We start from the raw sequence: 25213 nt of genomic DNA, 5'->3' as shown, positions 1-25213 counted from the left end.
ACGCCGATTGTCCGTCGCTGGAAAGTCGAGATGAGAGCAGTGAAATTCGCCGGCGCGGCTTTGGCCGCCGTCATTATCGTGATCGCACTCCTGCTGGTGGTCGGGATCCCCTCGGGCTTCCTGACCGCGACGATCGCCTCGCGCGTCGAGACTGCGACCGGCTATCGCCTGTCGATCGACGGCACCACCAGGATCAGCCTGTGGCCGAGGCTGAACGTCGCCCTGAACGACCTCACGCTTGCCGACCCCCGGGATCGCAGCGGCATCTCGCGCCTGACCATCGACAGCGTGCAGGCCGAGATGTCGCTCTCCAGCGTTTGGTCGGGCCGTCCTCAGATCAGCGAGCTTGTCGTCACCCGTCCCGTGCTCTACCAGCCGCTGCTGCGTGAGCGCCTGCCGAATGCGGGCTCCTCGTCGAAGCCGCTCGCTCTCGATGCCGGCGGCGCCTCCATCGACCGCGTCAGGGTCACCGACGGCGAAGTCGCATTCTCGCGCACGCGCGATCGTGTCGAGAGCCGCATCAGCGCCATCAACGCCGACGCGACCGTCGGCCGCGACCGCAAGGTCAATGTCACCGGCACCGCGCGGGTCGGCGACCATCCGACCAAGTTCGACATCAAGGCGGCCGCGCCGGTGCCGCCGGCCGACCGGCCGACGATTCCGGTGGATTTCGCCATCGACATGCCCGATGTGCTGAAGTCTCAACTCACAGGCCATGCCGAGATGCGGCTGAGCGGCGATGTCGTGATGATCAACGGCGTGAATGGCAGGCTCGGCGACGGCGCATTCAACGGCTGGGCTTCAGTCGACATTGCGAGCAAGCCCCTGGTCAAGGTCGACCTCGACTTCCAGCAACTGGCGATTCCGCTGGCAAAATCGCCGGATGGTGCAGCCGGGCAACCCTGGAGCAATGCGCCGATCGACGTGTCCGGACTCAACTATATCGATGCGCAGGTGAGGATCTCCGCGAACGAGGCCGTGATCGGCAATGCGCGCATCGCGCCGCTGGCGCTCGATGCCAAGCTTGCCGGCGGCGTGCTGAAGGCCGGCACCGCCAATCTCGGCGCCTATGGCGGCCAGGTCTCGGGCGAGGTGATCCTGGACGCGACCACCGGCGCGCCGAGCTTTGCCATGCATTCCGACCTCGTCGGGGTGCGCGCGCTGCCGCTGCTCCAGGGCCTCGCCGAATTCGACCGCATCGACGGCAAGCTGCAGGCCAAGCTCGCCTTGCGCAGTGCCGGCACCAGCCAGCGCGCGCTGATGGCGAACATGCAGGGCACGGCCTTCGTCAATTTCCAGGACGGCGCCATCCGCGGCATCAACATCGCACAGATGATCCGCTCGCTGACATCGGGCACGCTGTCCGGCTGGCAGGACAACCAGGACCAAGGCCGCGAACAGAGCACGGATCTGTCGCAGCTCTCGGCCTCCTTCCGCATCGACAAGGGCCAGGCGGTGACGACCGATCTCAATCTGATCGGGCCGCTGGTGCGCGTGACCGGCGCCGGCACCATCGCGCTCGACACCAAGATGATGGGCTTTCGCGTCGAGCCGAAGCTGGTGATGACGAGCGAAGGTCAGGGCCGCGCCAACGAGCCGGTCGGCTTCGGCATTCCCGTGATGATCCAGGGCAGCTGGTCGCAGCCGCGAATCTACCCTGACATGGCCGGCATGCTGGACAATCCGGATGCCGCCTATGCCAGGCTGCGCGAGATGGGCAAGGGCCTGTTCGGCCCTGACGGGGCCGGGCTCGGCAACATTCTGGGCAATCTGGGCAGCCTGGGCCTCGGCGGCACCACCGCGCCGGGCAGCGGCAATGCGCCCGGCAATGCCAATCCGCAAGCCCAGCAGCCGGGCCAGAACAATCTGCTCGGCGGCCCGCTGGGGGAGGCGATCGGCAATCTGATCCAGCAGGGGCTTTCCAATGGCGCGGGAAGCAGTACTGGCACCGCGCCGGGCACAGGCCGCAGCCGCAGCCTGCCGGCAACGCCCTCCACGCCGGCACCACAGGCCTTGCCCGCGGCGCCGGCCCTCGAGGACCCGCCGGTCGCGCAGCAGGACAGTCAGCCAATGAACGACGTGCTGCGGCAACTCTTTAACCGGTAATGGGTGGACTAGCGGGCAGAATTCCACGGCAATCCCCTTACATCAGCCGCCCGCCCCCCGGCTGCCTCCGAACGGATGAGGCTGCGGCAATTCACCCTCTCCACCCGCCCACAGGGAGTAACCACGCCGGCCGGTCTCCCGCCGCGCGGCGGTCCTTTGGCCCAAATTGTGATAGAACGGCCCCGAAGGGCCGACGGCCCGTAGCGCCGGCGTCGATGGCGGCGCAAGAGGATTGGGATGGCAGGAGCGAACGACAAGAGACGGTTTCTGCGCGAGGGCCTGTTCGCCAAGTACGTCGTCTCCCTCGTCGGCCTCGTCGTGTTCGTCCTCGCCGTCAACGGCGCGATGGAGACCTGGATCTCCTACCGCGCCACAAGGACACAGCTGACCGACGGCCTGGAGGACAAGGCGCAAGCCGCGGCCCGGCGGATCGAGCAGTCGATCTCGGAGCTCGATCGCCAGATCAGCTGGGTGACGCGGGCGAGCCAGGACACCCTTGAGAAGCGCCGCGCCGACTACGCATCGCTGCTGCACCAGGTCGCCGTCGTCAACCAGCTGTTCCAGCTCAACGGCGATGGCCGCGAGGTGCTGCGTGTCTCCCGCCAGTCGACCACGACCGGCAGCAATGCCGACCTCTCCCGCGACATGCGCTTTACCGAGACCGTCGCCCGCGGCGTCAGCTATGCGCCGGCCTGGTTCGCCGACCGGACGCCGTTGATGTCGATCTCGGTGGCGCATTCCGGCTTCAATGCCGGCGTCACCGTCGCGGAGATCGATCTCAGCTTCCTCTCCGAGTCTCTGTCCGACGCGCAAGTCGGCAAGGCCGCCTTTGCCTATGTGGTCGATCCGCGCGGCCGCGTGCTGGCGACGTCGTCGAAAGGGCCCGATGTCGGCAAGGATTTGTCGAAGCTGCCGCAGGTTGCGGCCGCGATCGCGCCTGGCCACGAGCCCGACAATTCGGGCACCGACTTCAGCGGTCATTCGGTGATGAGCGCCGCGAGCACCGTGCCCAAGCTCGGCTGGACCGTGCTGTTCGAGCAGCCGACCACGCAAGCCCTGATGCCGATCCGCGATCAGCTGGTCCGCATCGCGCTTCTGATCGGGATGGGCCTGATGGTCGCGATCCTTGCCGGCACGCTGCTCGCCCGCCGCATGATCATCCCGATTACCGCGCTGCGCGACGGCGCGCACAAGCTCGGCGAGGGCGATTTCAGCCACCGCATCGAAGTGCGCACCTCGGACGAGCTGGAAGATCTCGCCAGTCAATTCAACCGCATGGCCGGCCAGATCCAGGAGACCTATTCGAACCTGGAGAGCAAGGTCGAGGAGCGCACGCGCGATCTCGCGCAGTCGATCAACGAGCTGAAGGTGCTGGAGGAGGTCGGCCGCGCGCTCGCCTCCTCGCTCGATCTCGACGCCGTGCTGCCGACGATCGCCGCGCGCGCGATCGAGATCACCCATGCCGACGCTGTGCTGATCTACGGCTTCGATGCCGAGCGGCACAGCTTCAACCTGGTCGAGGCCGGCGGCATCGACAAATCCGCCGACGGCGCCCATGTCACCATCGAGGAAGGCGAGAACATCCTGAGCGATGCTGCCGCCAGCGGCGAGCCGATCGCGCTTGCCGATCTCGATCACGCGGCCGAGCAGCCGCTGCGCGAGGTCGCGATCGCTGCCGGCTTCCGTTCCGTGCTGGTGGTGCCGCTGGTCGACCAGCAGGGCACGCTGGGCTCGCTGGTGGTGCTGCGCCGCGCGGGCGGCGAGTTCGCCGGCAGCATCATCGGCCTGATGCGCACCTTCGCCAACCAGGCCGTGCTGGCGATGCGCAATGCGCGCCTGTTCACCGAGGTCGATCACAAGGGCCGCGAGCTGGAGGCGGCGAGCGAGACCGTGCGCGCCCAGGCCGACAAGCTCAAGCAGCAGACCGAGCAGCTCAAGGACTGGAACAAGTCGCTGGAGGAACGCGTCAAGACCCAGCTCGGCGAGATCGAGCGCATCCGCAAGCTCGAGCGTTTCCTGGCGCCGCAGGTGGCGCAGCTGATCGCCTCCTCCGACAGCCCCGAGGGGCTGCTCACCAGCCAGCGGCGCGAGGTGACGGTGGTGTTCTGCGACCTTCGCGGCTTCACCGCGTTCACGGAAGCGACCGAGCCGGAAGAGGCGATGAACGTGCTGCGCGAATATCACGCCGCGCTCGGCACGCTGATCTTCAAATATGAGGGCACGCTCGACAAATATGCCGGCGACGGCGTGATGATCCTGTTCAACGCACCGATCCAGTTCGAGGATCACACCAAGCGCGCCGTCAAGATGGCGGTGGAGATGCGCGAGACCATCGGCCCGCTGACCGAGCGCTGGCGCAACCGCGGGCACAGCCTCGGCTTCGGCATCGGCATCGCGGTCGGCTATGCCACGCTCGGCCAGGTCGGCTTCGAGCAGCGGCTGGAATATGCCGCGATCGGCAGCGTCACCAACCTCGCCTCGCGTCTCTGCGGCGAGGCCAAGCCCAACCAGATCGTGGTCAGCCGCCGCGTCTTCGGCATCGTCGAGCCCTTCGTCGAGGCCCGCGCTCTCGACGATCTCCAGCTCAAGGGTTTCAATCACCCGGTGCTGGCGATGGAGATCCTGAGCTGGCGCGAGGAGGTGGAGAACGTGGTGGATGCGTCCGTGGTGCGGATGCGGGGATAGGTCGCCGCCTGCCTCACGTGGTGAAGCGTTCCCGTTGCCCCCGTCGCCTTGCTGCTGTCATCGGATGCCGTCCGGTCGGACGAGCGCACCATCGCAAGACTTGACGCCGGAATGTCGGGCGTCACGACCACACGATTTTGCCGTACGCGAGCCAGCACCGTCGTACACGCGCCCGCTGATCGCTCACGGGCACTACCCCCCCTGCGACCGCACCTGGCACCAACGCCGCCCGCGTCCACCGCCCCTCACCCACGAACCCTGACGATCGCGATCCGTCCCTTACCATGGGATGAGTTGGAGGCAGCATAGGGTGTGTCGTTTTTCTGGCAAAGCGAACTTTTGATTATTTGAATACGATGCGCGCGCATCAAGCTTTCTCAGAACGTCGAAAACAACCCCATGCACAGTAGACGGGGCCAGTCGGATCAATGGGTTAGCGGACACGGGAATTCTGACAGGCCGAGGCTCATGCCGAGCGAGGAATGGACGGAAGCCACCATTCAGCGCGGCACAGCTTCGCGCGGACCGTCACCACGGTCCTTGGTCTCGGCAACGGTCGCGCTTCCACCGGTGCCAACGATTTCGATTTCATCACCTTCCTTGAGCGCGAGCCGGTCGATCAGCTCCTGGGGAAGAACCACGGCCAGATCGTCATCCCATTTGAAAACCTTCATCGCGGCCTCCGCTCAAGCCACTGCGCTATCGTTGATCTCACGAATCGTGCTGACGAGGCGAACCACCCTGGCTTCGTCGAACAAGTGCTCTGGTCCCGTCGGCGCAATCGCGGTGAAGGAGGCTCGTACAGCAGCGACGCCTCCATCATGCCTTGATCGGTCAAATGCTCGACCACCATGTTGATGAACTCGATTTGTGCCGCGGTCGCGGTGCCAGCGGCGATAAATCCGCCGAACGCCTCGCTCACGGCGGCGCGATCGAGCCCGACGAGTGAGCGTACAAGCCGCTGCGTGTTGGACAAGAAGGTGGCTGGCGGCCCACCCTGCGGCCATCCTTCGAGACGCCCGCTCGTCGCGGGCCCTCGGGATGAGGGCTGTCTTCGCGGTGATGCTTTGTGGCGAGGGGCGGCCGAACGAGCGTCCTGCCCCCTCACGCCCCGCGCTTCGGCCCGATCGCCTCGAACCCAGCCTTCTGCTCGTCGCTTAAATCAGCCTCGAAATCATCGAGCGCATCGGCAACGCTGTTCACGGCCTGCAGCATGGTCTCCAGCCGCGCTTTGACGGCGGTAAGGCGGGCTTGGGGCGTCGCGGCGGGCGGTGAGGGGCAGGCGCTGAGGGTCTGCATGGTGCGCAGGGTGGTGTCCTGGAGCACCTCGAAGCGGGCGCGGGCGGTCTCGTCGAGGCGGAGCGTCGAGGCGATGTCGCCCGCGGGCCATTGCTGCTGCACGAGTTGCTCGTACTGACGCTGCAGCTTTTCGTCATAGCGGGGATCGCTGTCGGCGTCGCAGGCGGCGGCCGCCTGCGCATCCTTGTTCGTATCCTTGTTCGTATCCTTATTCGTATCCTTGCGCTGCATCGAGGCAAGCGCGGCGCGACGATCGTTGGCGAGAGCATTGAGCCGGGCCTTCTGATCGTCATCAAGCAGACCCGTGAACTTGGAAAGCTTCGGCGCGATCGCGTCGATTGCCTTGATCATGGCTTCGAGCCGCTCGCGCATCAGGCCGAGGCGCTCCGCCGCCGTAGCAGGGGTCTGCGCGGGGCAGGCGGCACGGATGCTGTCGCGCGCGGCACTCCAGACCGATGCGAGCTCGTCGAGCGCGGTACGCTGCAAGTCGTTCGGCGCCACGGCGGTAGTGATGCGCTCGACTGGCAGGCCGCCCGTGTCGCTGGCCTCGCAAAGCGTCTCTGCGGACGGGATTCTCCGCGCGCGCCGGCCTTGCGGCACGGCATAGGCGGCGAGTTCGGTCGCCGCGTAGGGCGTGAAGATCGCGGCATAGATGTCGCCATAGCCATAGAGCGAGAGGCTGGTCGCATCGCCGAACACGACGGCATTGGTGAGATCGTCATGCGCGAACGGCCAGAACACCGGGCCGACCCAGCCATAGCTGCCATCGGGATGGCGCCACCAGCCCTGCGGACGGCGGCCGCCCTGCCAGCCCGCCAGCGCAGCTTGCGCCGTCAGCGCCGCGCGCAGCACGTAAGGGTTCGCAGCCGGGCCCCGCTCGGCGCCGCGCGGGTCCTGCGACCTCAATGCAGCAGAGCGATATCGACCACCCCGCACCGCCATGCGGGAATGGCGCAGTCGCGACATGCCGATGACGTGCCCGACGGCGAAACGCGCAACGCCAAGCGGACCGCCGCGCAATCCGAACTGCGCCTCGGCTCTGCCAGGCAGCAGCACTGCCGCGATCAGGACGGTCGCGCCGGCGAGCGCCAGTCGCACGCGTCCCGACATGACCGCTGACCTGACCAATTCGGCCTCCTCCCAGCGCAAGGCGCGCACCGCGCCGACCGACATGACTCGCGGGGGAACCAATTGTTCCGGAGAGACACAGGGCAAAGCGTCGCGGGCGACAGCTGACCTCGCCGGTAGGAAACGGCGAGGAAGGCCGCGCCCTCACTCCGCCTTTTGCGGCATCACAAAGGTCTGGCCGGGATAGATCAAATTGGGGTTGTGGATCTTGCCGCGGTTGGCGTTGAAGATCACGGCGTAGCGGCCGCCGTCGCCATAGGCGAGCCGGCTGAGCGCCCACAGGCTGTCGCCGCGGGAGATCACCCGGCTGCCGCCTGCCTCCGGCGCGACCTGGAGCACATCCGCCGGGGAGGCCGATGCCACCGTCGTCGCCGCGGGCGCCCGCGCCATCACCTTGGGTTTCGGCGCGCCAATCAATTTCGGCCGGGCCGCGGACCTGTCGTGGGCCGAGGCGAGATGCGGCGCGCCCGACGGCAAGGACGCCACGACATCCGCTTTGTCATCGGCCTTCTCGGCCTGCTTTGCCTCTTGCCTGGCGGCCGCTGCCGGGCGCGCGGGCGGCGGCGCCGCCTCGGCGATGGTCACCGGCATGGTACGGCCGGACTGCGTGACCGTGCCATCCGGCGCCTTGGCCCGGAGCGTCAATTCATAGGAACCGGAGGGAAGCTGCGGCGGCATCATCACGAACTGGCCCGAGGCGTCGGCGACCACCGTATCCAGCGGCTTGCCGTCGCGCAGCAGTTCGACCTTCGCGCCCGCCGCGGCCTGGCCGGCAATCACCGCCGCCTCGCCATGATCGTCGACCCGGGCGACGTCGAAGCGGGGACCGGTCTCGGCACTCATCGGCGGCTTGACCGGCGCAAGGTCAGGCAGCGCCGCGACCTGCTTCTGAATCTCGGCCAGCGCGCCGGTCTTCGGCTCCAGGCCCGGGACCGCCACTGGTGCAGAGGCAGGCGGCGTTGCCGCGGCAAGCTTTGACTGTTCCGGTCTCGGCTCGGGCTTGAGGTCGACCTTGGCCTCGACGTTGGGTTCGGCCTTGGTCTCCGGCTTGGCGGCGACTGCGCTCTTGATCCCATCAGGCAGCAGACGGCGCAACTCGGTCGGGCCGATCAACAGCACCGTGCCGACCAGCGCAAGCAGGCAGAAAGCAATGAAGGCCTTGGATGCGGTCGTCATGGGGAAAGAACCTTGGGTGGCAAATCAGCCGAGGGCGGCAAGGTGCGCCGATTTGGCTCCGGCAGCAAGCCGGTCGATGGGATGAGGCCGCCGTCCCGGCGATGTTCGCCAACGGCAATGCGGAAGGTTGAGATGGGAGATCAAGCGGTAGGCCCGACTTGGCAGGGTGGGCAAAGCGGACCGTGCCCACCAGCTCTGTCCATCACAAGCAGATCGTGGCACGGCGCTAGGAGCGCACCTTTTGCCCGCCCTACGAGGTCCCGCGCATGAGCGGAACCAACTTCCTGATTCCGCTCCGATTCATAGTTCCCTAACCCTCGATGGTAACCGGGTCTTTTCGGTTTTGCTGCATCTTGCGTCCCGTGGGAGGGCCGCATGGGCACATCGATCCGATGGACCGCGCGCATGCGCGCGCGGCTCCGTCGCTGGCGGGGAGCGCCACTGACATGGCTGATCGTCGGCGGCTTCGTGCTGATGGCCGCGATGGCCGTCGGCACCGCGCTGACCGTCGACCGCTTCCGGCAGAACGCGATCGAGACCGGCCGCGACAGCCTTGAAAACTCCGTGCGCCTGCTGGCCCGGCATTTCGACCGCCAGTTCGAGGATTTCGCGGTGCTCCAGAAGAGCATCATCGCCGAACTCGAGAGCCGCGGCATCGAATCCGCCGACCAATTCCGCAGCGAGATGGGCACGCTGGCCATGCACGAGGTGCTGCGTGCAAAAGCCAGCGGCTGGTCCGACGTTGCCGGCGCCAATCTGTTCGATTCCAAGGGCATGCTGATCAACTCGTCGCGGCGCTGGCCGGTCGCCGACATCTCGGTCGCCGACCGCGACTATTTCAAACGCCTCAGGAACGATCCGGCCGCGCAGGAAGAGATCGAGGTCGTACCGGGCCGGCTCGGCAACGGGCCGGCGATCGTGTTCGCACGGCGCGTGTCCGGCTCACACGGCGAATTCCTCGGGCTGGTCTCGCGCGCGATCGCGCCCGAGCAGCTCGAATCCTTCTTCGCCTCGACCGGGCTCGGCGAGGACTCCTCGATCGCGATGCACCACCAGAACGGCCAATTGCTCGCGCGCGTTCCGCGTGTGGACGCGATGATCGGGCAGAATTTTCGCAAGGGCTCGCCGGAGCAAATGGCGGTGTTCGAGCGCACCTTCGTCTCCATGCAAATCGCAAGCCCGATCGACGGCAAGGACCGCATCGTCGCCTCGCGTCTCCTCGCCGGCGAGCCGCTGGTCGTCATCGCGACCAAGTCGCTGGACGCGACGCTTGCGACCTGGCACACGCAAACGAAATTCTTCGTCACCGTCGCCGTGTTGTCGATCGGCCTGCTGGTGCTTACGCTCTATCTGATCTTTCGTCAGGTGACGCACCGGCTCTCGCTTGAGAAGCAGCGGCTCGACACGGCGATGAACACGATGACGCAAGGGCTCCTGATGTTCGATCAGGACGAGCGGCTGGTCGTCTGCAACCGGCGCTACATCGAGATGTACGGCTTGTCCAGCGACGTGGTGAAGCCCGGCGCCTATTTCCGCGACGTGATCCAGCATCGCCATGATGCTGGCTCGTTCCATGGCGACGTCTCCTCCTATTGCGACGACATCCTGAGCAATGTCGGGCACACCCGAAACAATGTCGTCGAGACCGCCGACGGCCGCCTGATCGAGATCAAGAACCAGCCCGGCGCGGCCGGCGGCTGGCTCGCGACCCATGAGGACGTTACCGCCCGGGTTCGCGCCGACGAGCGCATCGCCCATATGGCGCATTACGACGCGCTCACCGACTTGCCCAACCGCGTGCTGATGCGCCGGCATCTGGAGCGGCGCGTTGCCGAGCTCCGCGAGGGCAAGCCGTTCGCCATTCTCTATATCGACGTCGACGAGTTCAAGGGCGTCAACGATACACTGGGGCACGAAGTCGGCGACGAGCTGCTGCGCCAGGTGGCGATGCGCCTGCGCGCCTGCGTCAGCGGCAACGACCTTGTCGCGCGGTTAGGGGGCGATGAATTCGCCATCGTCAAGGCCGGCACAAGCGACAAGGTTGAGCTGACGGCGCTGGCGGAGAACATCCTTGCGGCGCTGCGCGCGCCGGTGGATTGCAAGGGCCAGGACATCCAGACCGATGCCAGCATCGGGATCGCGATCGCGCCCGACCATGGTGACAATCTCGACGACCTGCTCAAGCGCGCCGATCTTGCGATGTACGCGGCGAAGTCGGAAGGGCGCCGCACCTACCGGGTCTTCGCGCCGGAATATGACGCCAAGACGAAGCTCCGCCGTCAGCTCGAATTCGATCTGCGTCAGGCGCTCGTTCGCGGCGAATTCGAGGTGCACTACCAGCCGCTGGTCGATCTCGCGGCCAATGTCGTGACCGGCTGCGAGGCACTGCTGCGCTGGCGCCATCCCGAGCGCGGCATGGTCTCGCCCGCGGACTTCATTCCGGTGGCGGAAGACACCGGGCTGATCGGCGAGATCGGCGAATGGGTCTTGAGGCAGGCCTGCCTCGAGGCTGCCTCCTGGCCCGGCCAGATTCACATCGCGGTCAACGTCTCGCCGGTGCAGTTCCGCTCGCGGACACTGGCGCTCAAGGTCGCCGCCGCGCTTGCGGAGTCAGGGCTTGCGCCCGGACGGCTCGAGCTCGAGATCACCGAGACCGTGCTCATCCGCGACGACGAGGAGGCGCTGACCGTCCTGCAGCAGCTGCGCGAGCTCGGCGTGCGCATCGCGCTCGACGATTTCGGCACCGGCTATTCGTCGTTGAGCTATCTGCACCGCTTCCCGTTCGACAAGATCAAGATCGACCGCAGCTTCATCAGCGACATCGGTCAGTCCGAAGATTCCTCCCCGATCGTGCAGGCGGTGGTGCACATGGCCGCTGCCCGCCACATGGCGACGACCGCCGAAGGCGTCGAGACCGAAGCCCAGCGCGAGGTGCTGCGTCAGCTCGGATGCAGCCAGATGCAGGGCTGGCTGTTCAGCCCGGCCGTGCCCGCGGCGAAATTGAAGCAGCTCTTGTCGGCGCAGGCGGCGGCTTAGCGGTGCACTCGCCGGGCGCCGCGAGCTGATAGATAGCTCTGCGAGATCGGAAAGCTCACATCAACGTTTCGCGGCACGCACTTCGGCAATCTCGGAGTCGGGGTGGCTGACGATGGTGGCAAACATGATGCCGCTGATGATAAGCGACCAGGCGGTGTTCCAATAAATCCAAAACACGTGCCGGCCTCCGTTCGATTCGTCCGCCCGCGGGACCAGGATAACGGCAAGCCGAGGCCGCCGTTTCCGGTGCGAATACAGCGCTATTTTTGTTTGGTCGGCGGCGACGCTGGATCGGTTTGACCGCTGTGGCGCTTTGCCACGACGTCGGCGTCGTGCTCGCCCTCGTGCGGGCGTGGCGGCAGCTTGGGCTGGCCCTTCTGGCCGCCATGCTTGCCGCCCATGTCGGGCTTACCTTCGAGATCGTTTTCCTGGGGCATGCCGGTTCAATGCGCTGGCGCGGCATTGGTTCGCATTGCGCCGGCGTTTTCGCCTGTGAACGAGTTCATAGGATTGCCGCGGTTTGCAGTGCACGATCTCGCATGCCCGGGACCTCAATGACACCGACGGATTCGGCCTGATGCGGAAGCAGCTCATCGCCTGGACCATCCTGACCTCCGCCCTGGTTGCGGTTGCCGTCTGGGCCGTGCTCGGACCACCCGCTCCTCCGTCCGGCCCGCATCTGCCCTCCCGGACAGCCTCCGTGCGGTAGCTCTCTCCCCGCGACCGATACAATTTCGGCATCGATTGATCCCAATTGGAATTTGGTGCGGGCGCGCGCCGCCCGCTATCCTTGCCGGCAACGACAATGAAGCGACCCGGCCTTCAGGAGGAGCCCATGCCGAGACCGACCCGAGGCAGCGCGTCCAAAGCGCCACGCCCTGCGATCGCGACGACCCTGTTCGCAGCCCTCACCCTCATTTCTGGAGTCCACGCCGGCATGGCCGAGACCTTCGCCTATGTCGGCAACGCCGACAGCAACGACATCAGCGTGTTCAAGATGACCGCGAGCGGCGAGATGACGCCGATACAGACGGCTGCCTTCACCGGCGTCGACAAGCCCGGCTCCTCGACCCCGCTCGCGATCACGCCCGACCACCGCGTGCTGATTGCCGGAATCCGCTCGCAGCCGTACCTCGCCGTAAGTTTTGCGATCGATCCGAAGGCCGGGCAGCTCAGCCATATCGGCAACGGACCGCTCGCCGACAGCATGGCCTATATCGCCGTCGACCACAGCGGCAAGTTCATGTTCAGCGCCTCCTATGGCGGCAACAAGGTCGCGCTGAATCCGCTGCTGCCAAACGGCGTCGCCGGCGAGCCGAAGCAGGTGATCCCGACCGGGCTGAATGCCCATGCCTTCCTGCCCTCGCCCGACAACCGCTTCGCGTTCGCGACCAATCTCGGCTCCGACCAAGTGCTGAGCTTCGCGTTCGATGCCACGGCCGGCACGCTGACGCCGAGCGATCCGCCGACCCACAAGGTGCCGGAAAAATCGGGGCCCCGGCACTTCGTGTTTCACCCGGGCGGCAAGTTCGTCTATCTCCTCCACGAGCTGAACGGCGACGTCGCCGCGTTCACCTATGAGGCCAAGAGCGGCGCCTGGGACGAGATCCAGCGCACCACCGTGCTGCCGGAAGGGTTTTCGGGAAAACCTTGGGCCGCCGACGTCCACATTACTCCGGACGGCCGCTTCCTCTATGCCTCCGAGCGTACCACCAGCACCCTCACCGCCTACAAGGTGGACGCGACCAGTGGCAGGCTGACCACGATCGGCAGCGTGCCAACCGAGAAGCAGCCGCGCGGCTTCAACGTCGATCCTTCAGGGCGCTACCTCGCCGCGGTCGGCGAGCTCTCCGACAGCATGACGGTCTATGCGATCGACCCCAGCAGCGGCGCGCTGGCCAAGCTGAAATCCTATGCCACCGGCAAGAAGCCGAACTGGGTGGAGTTTTTGAGCCTGCCGTGAGGGGCGCTGATCTCTCCTCGCCGTCATGGCCGGCGAACCTCTTTGCTTATGCGGCGACTAATTCAACGGGCGGCATCGCGCCGCCCGTGTGCTGGGCATTCCTGTCCGGCCGGTCCTTACGTGCTCTTGGCCCAACGCGGTCGCTTCTGCTAACGATGAGGCCGTTAAGACCCCAACCGGAATGACCCATGCGTTCATTGCCTGCGCGTTCTGTTTCCAGACATCTCGCTGCGCTCACCGGACTGCTGTTGCTGTGCGCCCAGCCCGCGCTTGCTGCCGATGACGACGCGCCCAAGGGGCCGGCCGTCACGGTGCTGAAAGTCGCAAAATCGTGCTTCTCCGACATCGTCGAGGCCACCGGCACGATCATCGCGCGGGAGGAAACCTCGGTGCGGCCCGAGCGCCCGGGTCTGAAGGTCACGGACGTGCTGGCGGAAGCCGGCGACACTACCACCGCCGGCCAGGTGCTGGCGCGGCTGGCGCTTCCGGAGGGCGGCACACTGCAGATCACCGCACCCATGGCGGGCGTGATCGCGACGTCGACGGCCCAGATCGGCAATCTCGCCTCGGCCAAGGGCGAGGCCCTGTTCACGATCGTGGCGCGTAGCGAGTACGATCTCGTCGGCCTGGTGGCGACCGCCGATATGCGCAAGCTCGCGGTCAATCAACCGGCGACGGTGCGGATCGCCGGCGCCGGCGACATCGAGGGCAAAGTGCGCCGCATCGGCCCCACCGTCGAGCCGAACATCCAGCAGGGCATGGTCTATATCGGCATCTCCTCACAGAAGCGGCTGCTGCTGAAGGCGAGCGGGCGTGCGCTGATCAAGACCGGGCAGAGCTGCAACGTCGCGGTGCCGCTGACCGCCGTGCAGTATTCATCCGCGGGCACCGTGGTGCAGGTGATCCGCCGCAACCGCGTCGAGACCAAGCGCGTCGAGGTCGGCTTGATGTCGGGCGGCAATATCGAGGTCCGCGACGGCCTCAACGAGGGCGATGTCGTCGTCGCCCGCGCCGGCGCGCTCTTGCGTGAAGGCGATCCGGTGCGCCCGGTGATGGCCGCGGAAGCGGCGAAGTAGGCAAGGTCGCGCTTGTCCCGGACGCGCTGCAGCGTGCAAAAAGCGCGTTTACGCGCGTCTGCGACACGCTATGGCTGCTGTGCAGAGCCGGGACCCACCTCGCCTAAATGTGCAGTTAAAAAATAGGCCCCGGCTCAGCGTCGCATCATTGCATGATGCGCCGCGTCCGGGGCACGAGACTTCGCAGAACCTGAGAAAATTAAAGCATGATCCGGAAAAGTGCGCAGCGGTTTTCCGAAAAGATCATGCTTGAACAACAACCTAAAGCGCGTGGCGATTCATCCTGATCGCATCGTGCTTTAGCCGCCGGCTTCGCCGAAATGGACGTCTTCGAGCAGCGAGGAGGAGACCGTCGGGACCTGGTCACCTTCGCTGGCGCGGGAGATGGCGAGGCGTGTCTTGTTGAAGACGCTTTCGGCGCTGCCCCGTGCGTTGAGGTTGTTGAGGAACTCGCTGACAAGCACGCTGTGCTCGCCCTTGCCGTCGTCGACGACCTTGCCGGGCGAGGCCGAGGTGAGGATCAGGGCGTTGTCGGACGCGCTGATCGGCGCGAGGCCGTGGCTGTAGGAGCGGAAGCGACGCTCATAGGGATTGCGGCGGGATGCATCGACGACGACGAGCTTGGCCTTGGCGCCCTGCTCCTTCATCATGTCGAGCACGCCGTCGATCGAGACACCCTGGCGGCGGACGTCGCTTTCCTTCCAGATCACGGCATCGACCGGCAGCATGTAGCTCTGGCGGCCGGCCTGCACGCCGTAGCCGCCGAAGAACAGCATGACGACGGTATCTGGCTTGATCCGCGACTTCAGGCGGTTGACGGCGCGAACCATGTCGTCCCTGGTCGCGTCTTCCACCATGTCGACGTCAAAGCCGTCCTTGCGCAGTGACGAGGACAGCGCGCGGGCGTCGTTGATCGACTGCGTCAGCGGCGCGCTGGCGTCGGGATAATGTCCATTTCCAATGACGAGGGCGAGACGGGAGGTCTGGGCGATCGAACCGGTGACCTGGTCGGTCGAGACGGCCTTGGCGGCATCGATCGCACGCATGTTGAGAGCAGCATGGGCACCGATCACCAGCGAGACCGTGCCGATGAGGGCCGCGGCCAGCGCGATCGTGCGTCTGGAAAGGTCGAGCCGCTTTACATTCATCTCGGTTCGTTTCCTGTGCCAAAGACCAGCCAAGCACGCGCACACCGTTTGAGTAGCGCGATAGCGTCTTTAGGTTTGAGGGGTTGGCCGGGGATGTGCCCCCGAATTGCGCGCAATTTGCGGCGCCGCACCAAACAAACCTTTAACCGGATATAGGAGCCCCGGCAATAGGTTGCCCAAAATTCGAGCTAAGTAACTGAAGTTGTTGTTGAATTACACGCCTTAATTTCTGCATTTTTGGCTTTCCCCGTATCCTTCCGAGCCTCCAATCTTGCAGCCTTCGTGCCGACTTTTTCCGTGACTTTCGTCACATTTGTATTTCCTGCAAATCCGGGTAGCCTTTTCAACGACTTGCAGGGGGTTGGCGTGGTTGGGAGCGCTGGCCGGCCCCGGCCAAACCCCGCCAAAGTTCCCGCGACCAGGTTATTTCATGAGCTTTCATTACTTCGCCGGCGCCGCCTGCCGGGCGCTGCTGGCGCCGAAGGACGGCCCCTCGCTTTACGACGTCTGCGATCCCGTATTGTCTGCTACGGCCGGCGGCGATCCGCATCTGGCCAAATTCTACAAGACCGCGCTCGGCAATCCCGCGCTGCGGGTGCTGCTGCGGCGGGCCGGGCTGCCCGAGCTGCGCGACGAGGCCCGGCTGACGGCGCTGCGCGAGGCGCTGGTTCGCGCCCGCGACGAGGCCGAGCCCGATTGGGCGGCAGTCGGCCAGCCCGTCGCCGATCTCGTCGACAGCATCGCTGCCGACCATCCCAAGCCTCCGCCGGCGATATTCACCGGCTCCGCACCGCCGCAAGCGCAGATCGACGGCGTGATCCGAGATTGCGCCCAGCATCTGCTCGGCTCGTACCGCCGCAACGGTTTCCTGCCGACCTATGCCGCCTTCAACCTGATCGGCGATCCTGATTTCCGCGGCCGCGAGCTGATCATGGCGCTCACGGGCCTGAACGCCCGCGGCTACAAGAATTCCTCGCTGTTGTTCAACCTCGCCCGTGTCTTCATCGCACGCTCGCCGGCACGGGCCGTCGTCAATCCGCCCTGGCGAGGGGTCGCCGAGCCGATGTGGGAGCCGGTGCAGATCCGGCACCGATCGGCCTATTACGACGCGTTCTTCATCGAGGCGCTGCTGAGCTATGGCGAGACCGGGCTCGCCTCATCGGCCGACAAGGTCGCGGCAGAGCGCGCCATCGCCGACATGGTGGATTTCTGCGTCAACATCAGCCGCGAGGAGGTCGAGGGCATCGACGGCGTGCGTTTCAACGTCATCACCGCGCTGGCGCCGGCACCGCATCCGCGGTTCTCCCGCTACTTCGCGCAGATCAAGCAGGACCTCGGCTTCGGCATTTACGTGCCTGACTGTGACACCACGGCGTGCTCGATCTCGGCAGCGACGCAGGCCGGCTGCCTTGATGCGATCATCGACCAGCCGCTGCTCGACTTCTATTCCGGCTACCAGGTGCGCGCCGGCATCAACGCGCCGCGCGTGACCGTGCCGCTCAACGACAATATCGACCATGAGGGCGGCGTCGCGACCTGGATCGACAACCTCAAGGGCGAGCGTCCCTACGGCAACGATCTCGATCCGACGCTCAATCTCGACATTCTCGAGGTCAGCTTTCGCAACCTCGCGCGCTGGAAGGTTTTGGAGACGCCGTCGCGGCTCGCCACGGTGCATCGCATCATCGGCTTCCAGAAGCGGCTGGCCGCGAGCGGTGCCTTCGCCAATCCGCGCTCGCACATCTATTACCTGCCGGAGCTCTACAGCGCCTATTTCGGCCGCTGCTATGCGGCCTTCCTGGCGCTGCCGCTGGCGGCGCAGGCTTTGATCGATCCGGACGGCGATTTCGACTTCATCCGCCATCGCGTGCTGTCCTACGTCAAGGGCGAGCTGATGGCCGCCGAGATGAACGTGTTCGACGCGGCGCTGGCACTGATCGCGCTCGGCCATCTCGGCGCCGACCCGCGCGCCTTCGCACCGGCGCTGAACGTGATCGTCGCCAACCTCGGCGAAGGCGGCCGCCGCGGCCCGTTCCGCGCCTATGAGTGGAACAAGATGAAGACGCCGACGCGGATCCTGGTTGGCGGCCCGGAGGTGACGTCGGCGTTCGTGCTCATGGGGCTCGCGGTGGCGCGGCGGGTGATGGCGCGGGGGTGAGCTCGTGCGCCGAGCGCAGATCTTGTGGCGCAGGTCTTGTAGCGCAGGTCTTGTAGCGCAGGTCTTGTAGGGTGGCAAAGGCGCGGAGCGCCGTGCCCACGCAAGACATCGTGGGCACGCTTCGCTTTGCCCACCGTACGGGACCGTCAACTGATGACGGGAAGTTGAAAGCCCTTCTGTTGAGCATGCGCTGGCCGGGCGGACAAAAGCCGACCACAATTGCGCGGTCTATCGAGATTTTCATCACACCGGACCGGCATGTTGCGAAAATTCCTGATTGCGCTGTCTCTGCTTGCCCTGCCGTCGCTGGCCGCGGGCGCCGACATCACCGGCACGGCAAAAGTCCGCGCCGGCGATGCCGTCGTGATCGGCAACATGCGCATCCGGCTCGGCGGCATCGACGCGCCCGCGATCGACCAGCTCTGCCTCAATACCAAGAGCGAGCGCTGGACCTGCGGCCTTGCGGCGCGCGACGAACTCGCCAAATACGCCGACGGCAAGAGCTGGGCCTGCCACACGAGGTCGATCGACCGGCGCGGCCGCACCGTGGCGCGCTGCGAGGTCGGCGGCGAGGACATCCAGAAATGGCTGGTGCGCAGCGGCTGGGCGCTGGCCTATACCCGCATCTCCAAGGACTACGAGCCCGACGAGGCCGCCGCGCGTGAGGCAAAAGCCGGGATGTGGCAGGGCGCCTTCATCGCGCCCTGGGACTGGCGCGAGCGCAACAAGAAAACCACTATCCTCGGCGCGACCAAGCCGCCGGACGGGGCGCATGCGGTGCTGCTCGCCTCGGCCTCGGGGCCGGTCGCGCCCTCCCCGGATTGCACCATCAAAGGCAACGTCAACAGCGCCGGCGAGTGCATCTTTCACCAACCGAGCAGCCGCTGGTACACCCAGATCAAGATGAAGATCAGCAAGGGCACCCGCTGGTTCTGCTCGGTCGAGGAGGCGGAAGCGGCCGGCTGCCGTGAGACCAAACGATGACCCAGACCTGCGTTTTGGGCGCTTTTCCGAGGCGTCAGCGCCACGTAAAAGCATGAATCAGCGACCCACCATCCTGTTCTCAAGCAACAAGGACTGACAGCAATGACCGTTCGCGCGGGCCGGGAGTTTCTGGCCATCCCCGGGCCCACCAACATGCCCGACGAGGTGCTGCGGGCGATGCACCGTCCGGCGATCGACATCTATTCCAAGCAGATGCTCGATCTGACCGAGAGCCTGCTCAGTGACATCACCAAGCTGTTTGCGACCAGGGGCAAGTCCTACATCTACATCGCCAACGGTCACGGCGCCTGGGAAGCGGCGCTCAGCAACGTGCTGTCGCGCGGCGACAAGGTGCTGGTGCTGGAGAGCGGCCGGTTCGCGATCGGCTGGGGCAACGCGGCAGCCCTGATGGGCGCCGAGGTCGAAGTGCTCAAGGGCGACTGGCGCCGCGCGGTACGGCCGCACGAGGTCGAGGAGCGCCTGCGCCGCGACACAGAGCACACCATCAAGGCCGTCGTCGTCGTCCAGGTCGACACCGCATCGGGCGTGCAGAACGACATCGAGGCGATCGGCAAAGCGATCAAGGCGAGCGGCCATCCGGCGCTGTACATGGTCGACACCGTGGCCTCGCTCGGCTGCATGCCGTTCGAGATGGACAAATGGGGCATCGATGTTGCGATGTCCGGCTCGCAGAAGGGCCTGATGACGCCGCCTGGCCTCGGCTTCGTCGCCGCCAATGCGCGTGCGCTCGAGGTGCACAAGAAGGCCAATATGTCGACGCCGTATTGGAGCTGGAGCGAACGCGAGGGCACCGAGAATTATCGCAAATATGCCGGCACCGCGCCGGTCCATCTGTTGTTCGCGCTGCGTCAGGCGATCGACATGCTGCACGAGGAAGGGCTGGAGAACGCGTTCCGCCGCCACAGCCTGCTCGGCGAAGCTACGCGCCGCGCCGTTGCCGCCTGGTCCGAAGGCCAGGTGCTCGGCTTCAACGTCGCGGAGGCCAGCGAGCGCTCCAACACCGTGACCACGGTGACCATGAGCAACGGCCACGACCCCGCGGTGCTGCAACGCTATTGCAAGGACAAGTGCGGCGTCGTGCTCGGCACCGGCATCGGCGACCTCTCCGGCCAGGCCTTCCGCATCGCCCATATGGGCCACGTCAACGCGCCGATGCTGCTCGGCACGCTGGGCGTGATCGAGATCGGGCTCAACGCGCTGAAGATCCCGCACGGCAAGGGCGGACTGGAAGCGGCGGTGGCGTATCTCGGCGACGAGGTGGCGGCGTAGCGCAGCTTCGTATCTCTTCCTTCTCCCCTTGTGGGAGAAGGTGGCGTGAAGCGCCGGATGAGGGGTTGTTTCCGCACTCGCAACTTCCAGCGTCGCGGAGAGAGACCCTCACCCGTCTCGCCGCTACGCGGCGAGCCCCCCTCTCCCACAAGGGGAGAGGGAAAGATCAGCGCTCCACCCGATACGCCGCGACCTGCGCCTTCAACTCAACCAGTAACACAAGCGGTGCCGTCGGATCGACCCGATACTCTCCACGCGCCAGCCACGACAGCACCTTCGCGTCAACCACCGGCGAATGGTGGATGACGTCGGCGTAATTGTCGAGGTCGTGCGTGACTTCTTTGATCGCCCGGAAATCGTGCAGGCGCACATTGGGAAGCTGCGTCAGCCGTTGCGCGATGACAGAGGTGAGGTCGGTGACGATCTTCAGCGTCGCAGGTGAGGCATCGCGCATCGCGACGAATTGCAGGATCGAATAGGGCGGGAAGTAGATGTCGAAGGTCACGTCCGGATGGCGCGTGATCAGGCCGACGGCGTCGCGCTCGAAATGACTGACCATGGCGTCGTAACCATAGCCTTCACCCAGAAAACGGCGGCGCGCGGGAGCGGTGATGTAGGTAAAGGCAGCGAGTGTCCGCTTCGCATTGTAGCCGTTGGCGACATCGAAATCCCTGGGCAGCGCATAGATGTCGTCGACGTCGGACAGCGCAAACTTGACCGGGAGATACGGCGCCGCCCGGGTCAGCGACTGCCGCAGCGGGGGAACCGAGCGCAGCAGGGCGAACAGCGATTCCTTCGCCATTGCGGCGCTGAACAGATAGGACGCGATCCCCTTCGTTGTCCCCCGATAGAGATCGACGGACAGATAGGGATCGGCCTCGATGTCGGCGGCATCGACGAAGATGAAATCGTCCATCGCCCAGATCACCCGCCTGGCGCCGCGGTCCATGGCCTGGTCCAGCACGAAAGCCTGCTGGCGCGAGTTGGAGCCGGTCATGGCCAACTTCAACGAGCGGACGCCGAGCGCGCGGTCGATGTCGCTCTGGCGGAAATGGATCGCGAGCGAGGTGCCCATGAAGGCAGTGTCGAACGGCTGGCTGCGGATCAGGCCGGCATTCTGCACGCGCGTGTCATCGGAATAGAAGGCGGAGCGCGAGGGGCGGAACAGTTGCAAGGGATCGACGACATAGGTGAGCAAGGCCGCGCCGAGCACGCAAACGATGCTGGCGAGCAGAAAACGTCGCAACTGTGTAAACGCGCCCTGCATCAGAAGCGGAAGTAGATGAATTCGCTGTGGGCCTGGATGCCCAGGAGCCCGAATGCGAGCACCAGCGACGCCGCGTAGAGAACCAGCGGCCGCATCCGTCCTGCCCGCAAGCTCTCGCCGACGCTGCGATTGGCATGATCGTAGCCCATGAGCGCTTGCGTGTTCGGCGCCAACCACACCAGCGCAGCGTAGATGGAGACCAGCACCAGCGCCGCGATTTCCTCGCGGCCGAACACGATATTCGAAGGATCTGCCATGGCGTGGAGAACCCGCAGCGCCCAGGCGACGCTCTCGGCGCGGAAGAACACCCAGGCCACGACGACGGCCACGAAAGTGAGCGCTGCTCCGGCAATGCGGGCCGGACGCACGAGAACCATTGGAATGGCCGGAACGAACGCAATGAAGGCGTGATTGACGCAGAGATAGGCGCCATGTAGCGCGCCCCAGATGACAAAAGTCCAGGCCGCGCCGTGCCAAAGCCCACCGAGCAGCATCGTGATCGTCAAATTGACGTAGCGCAGCACGCGACCGTGCCTGTTACCCCCGAGCGGGATATAGAGATAGTCGCGCAGGAATTGCGACAGCGTCATGTGCCAGCGCCGCCAGAATTCGACGATGCTGGTGGCCTTGTAGGGCGAGTTGAAGTTGACGGGCAGGAAGATGCCGAACATCAGCGAGATCCCGATCGCCATGTCGGAATAGCCGGAGAAGTCGAAATAAAGCTGGAACGTGTAGGCGAGCGCACCCAGCCAGGCCTGATCGAAGCTAGGCGAACGCGCCTCGAAGGCAAGCGCGACCAGCGGTTGGATGCCGTCGGCAAGGCAGGTCTTCTTGAACAGGCCGATGGCGAAGATGATGGCGCCGCACAGGATGAGATGCGGGTCCGGGCGCTTGGTCTCCTCCCGCTCGAATTGCGGGATCATGTCCTTGTGGTGGAGGATGGGTCCTGCGATCAGATGCGGAAAATAAGTCACGAACAGCGTGTAGTGCGGCAGCGCGTAAGCCGCGACCTGGCCGCGATATGCATCCACCAGAAATGCGATCTGGGTGAAGGTGTAGAAGGAGATGCCGACCGGCAGCAGGATGTGGACCGCGGCATGCGTGCCGAACAGCGCATTGATGTTCTCGGTGACGAAGCCGGCATATTTGAAGATGCCGAGCACGAGCAGATCGCCCGCGACGCCAAGCGCGAGTGCCGTCTTTCGTTGCGACGGGCCGAGCTTCGCCACGATCAGGAGATGACCGATGCCGTAGTTGAACGCGATCGAGATCAGCAACAGGGCCACGAACTGCCAGCTGCCGATCGCGTAGAAGCCGAGCGAGGCCAGCGCCAGCCAGATCACCGGCTTCAGATTGCTGCGCCGCCCGAGCCAGAAATAGCCGGCCAGCACGAGGGGCAGGAACAGCAGGATGAACGGGTAGGAATTGAACAGCATCAGGCTGGACCGGCGGCGGGGATAGGGTCCGTAAAGCATACACGGGGCCGGTCAACAACCCGGCGACTTGGCGCGGCGGCGCTGGCAATCGGCGGAATCGGGACGATATAAGACGGTGGCTCCTCTCCCTCTCCCCGTTCTTACGGGGTCGGGACCAGCTACGCTCGCCCTGAGAGGGTTGGGGTGGAGGGCTTCTCTCCGCAGGAGAGATGGTCGAGGGACCTGTACCCCTCACCCGCCGCTTCGCGGCGACCTCTCCCCGCAAGCGGGGCGAGGTTAAGAAGAGACGCCGCGCTGATTAATGAGGATCGAGTGACACAAGCCAAAACGCCTTCCCAGCCTCCCGTCGCCCCGCGCCGGCCGCATTCCTTCACGCGGCACGGGATCACCGTGACCGACGATTATGCCTGGTTGAAGGACGCGAAATGGCAGGAGGTGCTGCGCGATCCCAAGGTGCTCGATCCCGACATCCGCAAATATCTCGACGAGGAGAACGTCTACACCGACAGCCTGCTCGGCCATACCGCGAGCCTGCAGAAGACGCTGGTTCGCGAAATGCGCGGACGCATCAAGGAGGACGATTCCAGCGTACCCTCGCCTGACGGTCCCTTCGCCTATTTTCGCAGATTTCGCGAGGGCGGGCAGCACGAGCTGTTCGGCCGCATGCCGCGCGAGGGCGGCGACGGCGATATCGTGCTCGATGGCGACGCGCTCGCCAAGGACCACAAATATTTCAAGTTCGGCGGCAGCCGGCACTCGCACGACCACAAGCTGCAGGCCTGGAGCGCCGACACCAACGGCTCGGAATATTTTTCGATCCGCGTGCGCGACTGGGCGAGCGGCAAGGACTTCGACGATCTCGTCGAGGAGACCGACGGCGGCATGGTCTGGGCCGCGGACTGCAAGAGCTTCTTCTATGTGAAGCTCGACGACAATCACCGGCCGATGCAGGTGTGGCGGCACAGGCTCGGCACCAGGCAGGCCGACGACACGCTGGTCTATGAGGAGCAGGATTCCGGCTGGTTCACCCATCTGCACGAGAGCACCAGCGGCCGCTTCTGCGTGATCGCCGGCGGCGACCACGAAACCTCGGAGCAGCGGCTGATCGATCTCGCCCATCCAGAGGCGCCGCCGCGACTGGTCGCGGCGCGCGAGGAAGGCGTGCAATATTCGCTTGCCGACCGCGGCGACGAGCTCTTCATCCTCACCAATGCCGACGACGCCATCGACTTCAAGATCGTCACGGCGCCGCTCCTCTCGCCCGACCGCAAGAACTGGCGCGATCTGATCCCGTATCGTCCCGGCATCTACATCATCGATCTCGATCTCTATGCCGGCCATCTGGTGCGGCTGGAGCGCGCCAATGCGCTGCCGTCGATCGTGATCCGCGATCTCGCCTCGAACGAGGAGCATGCCATCGCCTTCGACGAGGCCGCCTATTCGCTGGATACAATGGGCTCGTACGAATTCGATACGACCAATTTGCGCTTCGCTTATTCGTCGATGACGACGCCGTCGGAGGTCTATGATTACGACATGGTCGAGCGCACGCGCACCCTGCGCAAGCGCCAGGAGATTCCATCCGGCCACGTTGCTGCCGACTACGTCACCACCCGCATCACGGCGAAATCGCACGACGGCGCCGAGGTGCCGGTCTCGATCCTTTATCGCCGCGGGCTCAGGCTCGACGGCTCGGCGCCACTCTTGCTTTACGGCTACGGCTCCTACGGCATGGCGATGCCGGCCTCGTTCAGTGCCAACCGCCTGTCGCTGGTCGACCGCGGCTTCGTCTACGCCATTGCCCATATCCGCGGCGGCGCCGACAAGGGTTGGGGCTGGTATCTCGACGGCAAGCGCGAGAAGAAGACGAATTCGTTCGACGATTTCTCAGCCAGCGCGCAGGCATTGATCGACGCGAAATACACCAGCGCCAAGCGCATCGTCGGTCATGGCGGCTCGGCCGGCGGCATGCTGATGGGCGCGGTCGCCAACCGTGCCGGCGAATTGTTCGCCGGCATCGTCGCCGAAGTGCCGTTCGTCGACGTGCTCAATACCATGCTCGACGACACGCTGCCGCTGACGCCGCCGGAATGGCCGGAATGGGGCAACCCGATCGAGAGCGAAAAGGATTTTCGAACGATCCTGTCCTACTCGCCCTACGACAAGGTCGCCGCGAAGGAGTACCCGGCGATCCTGGCGATGGGCGGGCTTACTGATCCACGCGTCACTTACTGGGAGCCCGCCAAATGGATCGCGCGCCTGCGCGCAACCATGAGCGGCGGCGGCCCGGTTCTCCTGCGCACCAACATGGGCGCCGGCCATGGCGGCGCCTCGGGGCGGTTCGACCGGCTGGATGAAGTCGCGATCGTGTATGCGTTTGCGCTGTGGGCGGCGGGGATGACGGAGGCCAGGGTGTAGCCGCAAACGTGTAGGGCGGGCAAAGCGAAGCGTGCCCACTAGT

18 protein-coding genes are annotated in these 25213 nt (G+C 65.5%); 10 read left to right on the top strand and 8 right to left on the bottom strand.

Annotated features, from left to right (window positions below):
* The first annotated feature begins 30 nt into the window (after positions 1 to 30).
* Together IVB28_RS20675 and IVB28_RS20670 are read left to right on the top strand one after the other, a co-directional pair.
* A complete protein-coding gene (locus IVB28_RS20675) occupies positions 31 to 2106 on the top strand; it encodes an AsmA family protein (RefSeq protein ID WP_247528660.1) in 2076 nt (691 codons plus the stop codon).
* A gap of 237 nt (positions 2107 to 2343) precedes the next feature.
* Positions 2344 to 4791, top strand: a complete 2448-nt coding sequence (locus IVB28_RS20670) for an adenylate/guanylate cyclase domain-containing protein (protein ID WP_247528659.1) — start codon at positions 2344 to 2346, stop codon at positions 4789 to 4791.
* Between the two features lie 500 nt (positions 4792 to 5291).
* On the opposite strand, the gene IVB28_RS20665 is transcribed toward IVB28_RS20670, so the two are convergent.
* The 4 genes from IVB28_RS20665 to IVB28_RS20650 all read right to left on the bottom strand — a co-directional run bounded on the left by IVB28_RS20665 (position 5292) and on the right by IVB28_RS20650 (position 8394).
* A complete protein-coding gene (locus IVB28_RS20665; RefSeq protein ID WP_247528658.1) occupies positions 5292 to 5465 on the bottom strand; it encodes an AbrB/MazE/SpoVT family DNA-binding domain-containing protein in 174 nt (57 codons plus the stop codon).
* Positions 5462 to 5713 (bottom strand): type I restriction-modification enzyme R subunit C-terminal domain-containing protein, encoded by a 252-nt coding sequence (locus IVB28_RS20660; protein WP_247529110.1) that lies wholly within the window; start codon positions 5711 to 5713, stop codon positions 5462 to 5464. The genes IVB28_RS20665 and IVB28_RS20660 overlap by 4 nt, the downstream gene beginning before the upstream one ends.
* Before the next feature lie 182 nt (positions 5714 to 5895).
* Positions 5896 to 7200, bottom strand: a complete 1305-nt coding sequence (locus tag IVB28_RS20655) for a Spy/CpxP family protein refolding chaperone (RefSeq protein ID WP_247529109.1) — start codon at positions 7198 to 7200, stop codon at positions 5896 to 5898.
* Positions 7201 to 7362: 162 nt separating this feature from the next.
* A complete protein-coding gene (locus tag IVB28_RS20650) occupies positions 7363 to 8394 on the bottom strand; it encodes a LysM peptidoglycan-binding domain-containing protein (protein WP_247528657.1) in 1032 nt (343 codons plus the stop codon).
* A gap of 375 nt (positions 8395 to 8769) precedes the next feature.
* Here IVB28_RS20650 and IVB28_RS20645 point away from each other — a divergent pair, with 375 nt between their 5' ends.
* The gene (locus tag IVB28_RS20645; RefSeq protein WP_247528655.1) at positions 8770 to 11430 is read left to right on the top strand and encodes an EAL domain-containing protein; all 2661 of its coding nucleotides are present in this window, start codon (positions 8770 to 8772) and stop codon (positions 11428 to 11430) included.
* A 260-nt stretch (positions 11431 to 11690) separates the two neighbouring features.
* Here IVB28_RS20645 and IVB28_RS20640 read toward each other — a convergent pair whose 3' ends face one another.
* A complete protein-coding gene (locus IVB28_RS20640; RefSeq protein WP_247528653.1) occupies positions 11691 to 11867 on the bottom strand; it encodes a hypothetical protein in 177 nt (58 codons plus the stop codon).
* Between the two features lie 140 nt (positions 11868 to 12007).
* Here IVB28_RS20640 and IVB28_RS29430 point away from each other — a divergent pair, with 140 nt between their 5' ends.
* The 3 genes from IVB28_RS29430 (at position 12008) to IVB28_RS20630 (ending at position 14469) form a co-directional block, all read left to right on the top strand.
* Positions 12008 to 12139 (top strand): hypothetical protein, encoded by a 132-nt coding sequence (locus tag IVB28_RS29430; RefSeq protein WP_256467009.1) that lies wholly within the window; start codon positions 12008 to 12010, stop codon positions 12137 to 12139.
* Between the two features lie 126 nt (positions 12140 to 12265).
* A complete protein-coding gene (locus IVB28_RS20635; protein ID WP_247528652.1) occupies positions 12266 to 13393 on the top strand; it encodes a beta-propeller fold lactonase family protein in 1128 nt (375 codons plus the stop codon).
* A 188-nt stretch (positions 13394 to 13581) separates the two neighbouring features.
* Positions 13582 to 14469, top strand: coding sequence for an HlyD family efflux transporter periplasmic adaptor subunit (locus IVB28_RS20630; protein WP_247528650.1), 888 nt, complete (start codon positions 13582 to 13584; stop codon positions 14467 to 14469).
* A 299-nt stretch (positions 14470 to 14768) separates the two neighbouring features.
* Here the strand turns inward: IVB28_RS20630 and IVB28_RS20625 are convergent, their stop codons facing one another.
* Positions 14769 to 15617 (bottom strand): caspase family protein, encoded by an 849-nt coding sequence (locus IVB28_RS20625; RefSeq protein ID WP_247528648.1) that lies wholly within the window; start codon positions 15615 to 15617, stop codon positions 14769 to 14771.
* Positions 15618 to 16047: 430 nt separating this feature from the next.
* Between IVB28_RS20625 and IVB28_RS20620 the strand changes: the two genes are divergently transcribed.
* From IVB28_RS20620 to IVB28_RS20610, 3 genes are all read left to right on the top strand, one after another.
* The gene (locus tag IVB28_RS20620; RefSeq protein WP_247528647.1) at positions 16048 to 17775 is read left to right on the top strand and encodes a hypothetical protein; all 1728 of its coding nucleotides are present in this window, start codon (positions 16048 to 16050) and stop codon (positions 17773 to 17775) included.
* 258 nt (positions 17776 to 18033) lie between these two features.
* Positions 18034 to 18759, top strand: coding sequence for a thermonuclease family protein (locus IVB28_RS20615; RefSeq protein WP_247528646.1), 726 nt, complete (start codon positions 18034 to 18036; stop codon positions 18757 to 18759).
* A gap of 102 nt (positions 18760 to 18861) precedes the next feature.
* Positions 18862 to 20049 carry an aminotransferase class V-fold PLP-dependent enzyme gene (locus IVB28_RS20610; protein WP_247528645.1) on the top strand — a complete coding sequence of 396 codons (1188 nt, stop codon included), beginning with the start codon at positions 18862 to 18864 and terminating at the stop codon, positions 20047 to 20049.
* A gap of 166 nt (positions 20050 to 20215) precedes the next feature.
* On the opposite strand, the gene IVB28_RS20605 is transcribed toward IVB28_RS20610, so the two are convergent.
* Both IVB28_RS20605 and IVB28_RS20600 read right to left on the bottom strand, forming a co-directional pair.
* Entirely contained in the window at positions 20216 to 21316 is a 1101-nt protein-coding gene (locus tag IVB28_RS20605) for a hypothetical protein (protein ID WP_247528644.1), read from the bottom strand.
* Entirely contained in the window at positions 21316 to 22752 is a 1437-nt protein-coding gene (locus IVB28_RS20600) for an MBOAT family protein (RefSeq protein WP_346730757.1), read from the bottom strand. The genes IVB28_RS20605 and IVB28_RS20600 overlap by 1 nt, the downstream gene beginning before the upstream one ends.
* A 312-nt stretch (positions 22753 to 23064) precedes the next feature.
* Here IVB28_RS20600 and IVB28_RS20595 point away from each other — a divergent pair, with 312 nt between their 5' ends.
* Positions 23065 to 25170 (top strand): S9 family peptidase, encoded by a 2106-nt coding sequence (locus tag IVB28_RS20595; protein WP_247528642.1) that lies wholly within the window; start codon positions 23065 to 23067, stop codon positions 25168 to 25170.
* Positions 25171 to 25213: the final 43 nt, after the last annotated feature.

The organism is Bradyrhizobium sp. 199 (genome assembly GCF_023073355.1).
In the GTDB taxonomy this organism is placed as follows: domain Bacteria; phylum Pseudomonadota; class Alphaproteobacteria; order Rhizobiales; family Xanthobacteraceae; genus Bradyrhizobium.
The sequence above is the reverse complement of the archived record's forward strand: the minus strand, read 5'-3'. Positions and strand labels throughout refer to the sequence as shown.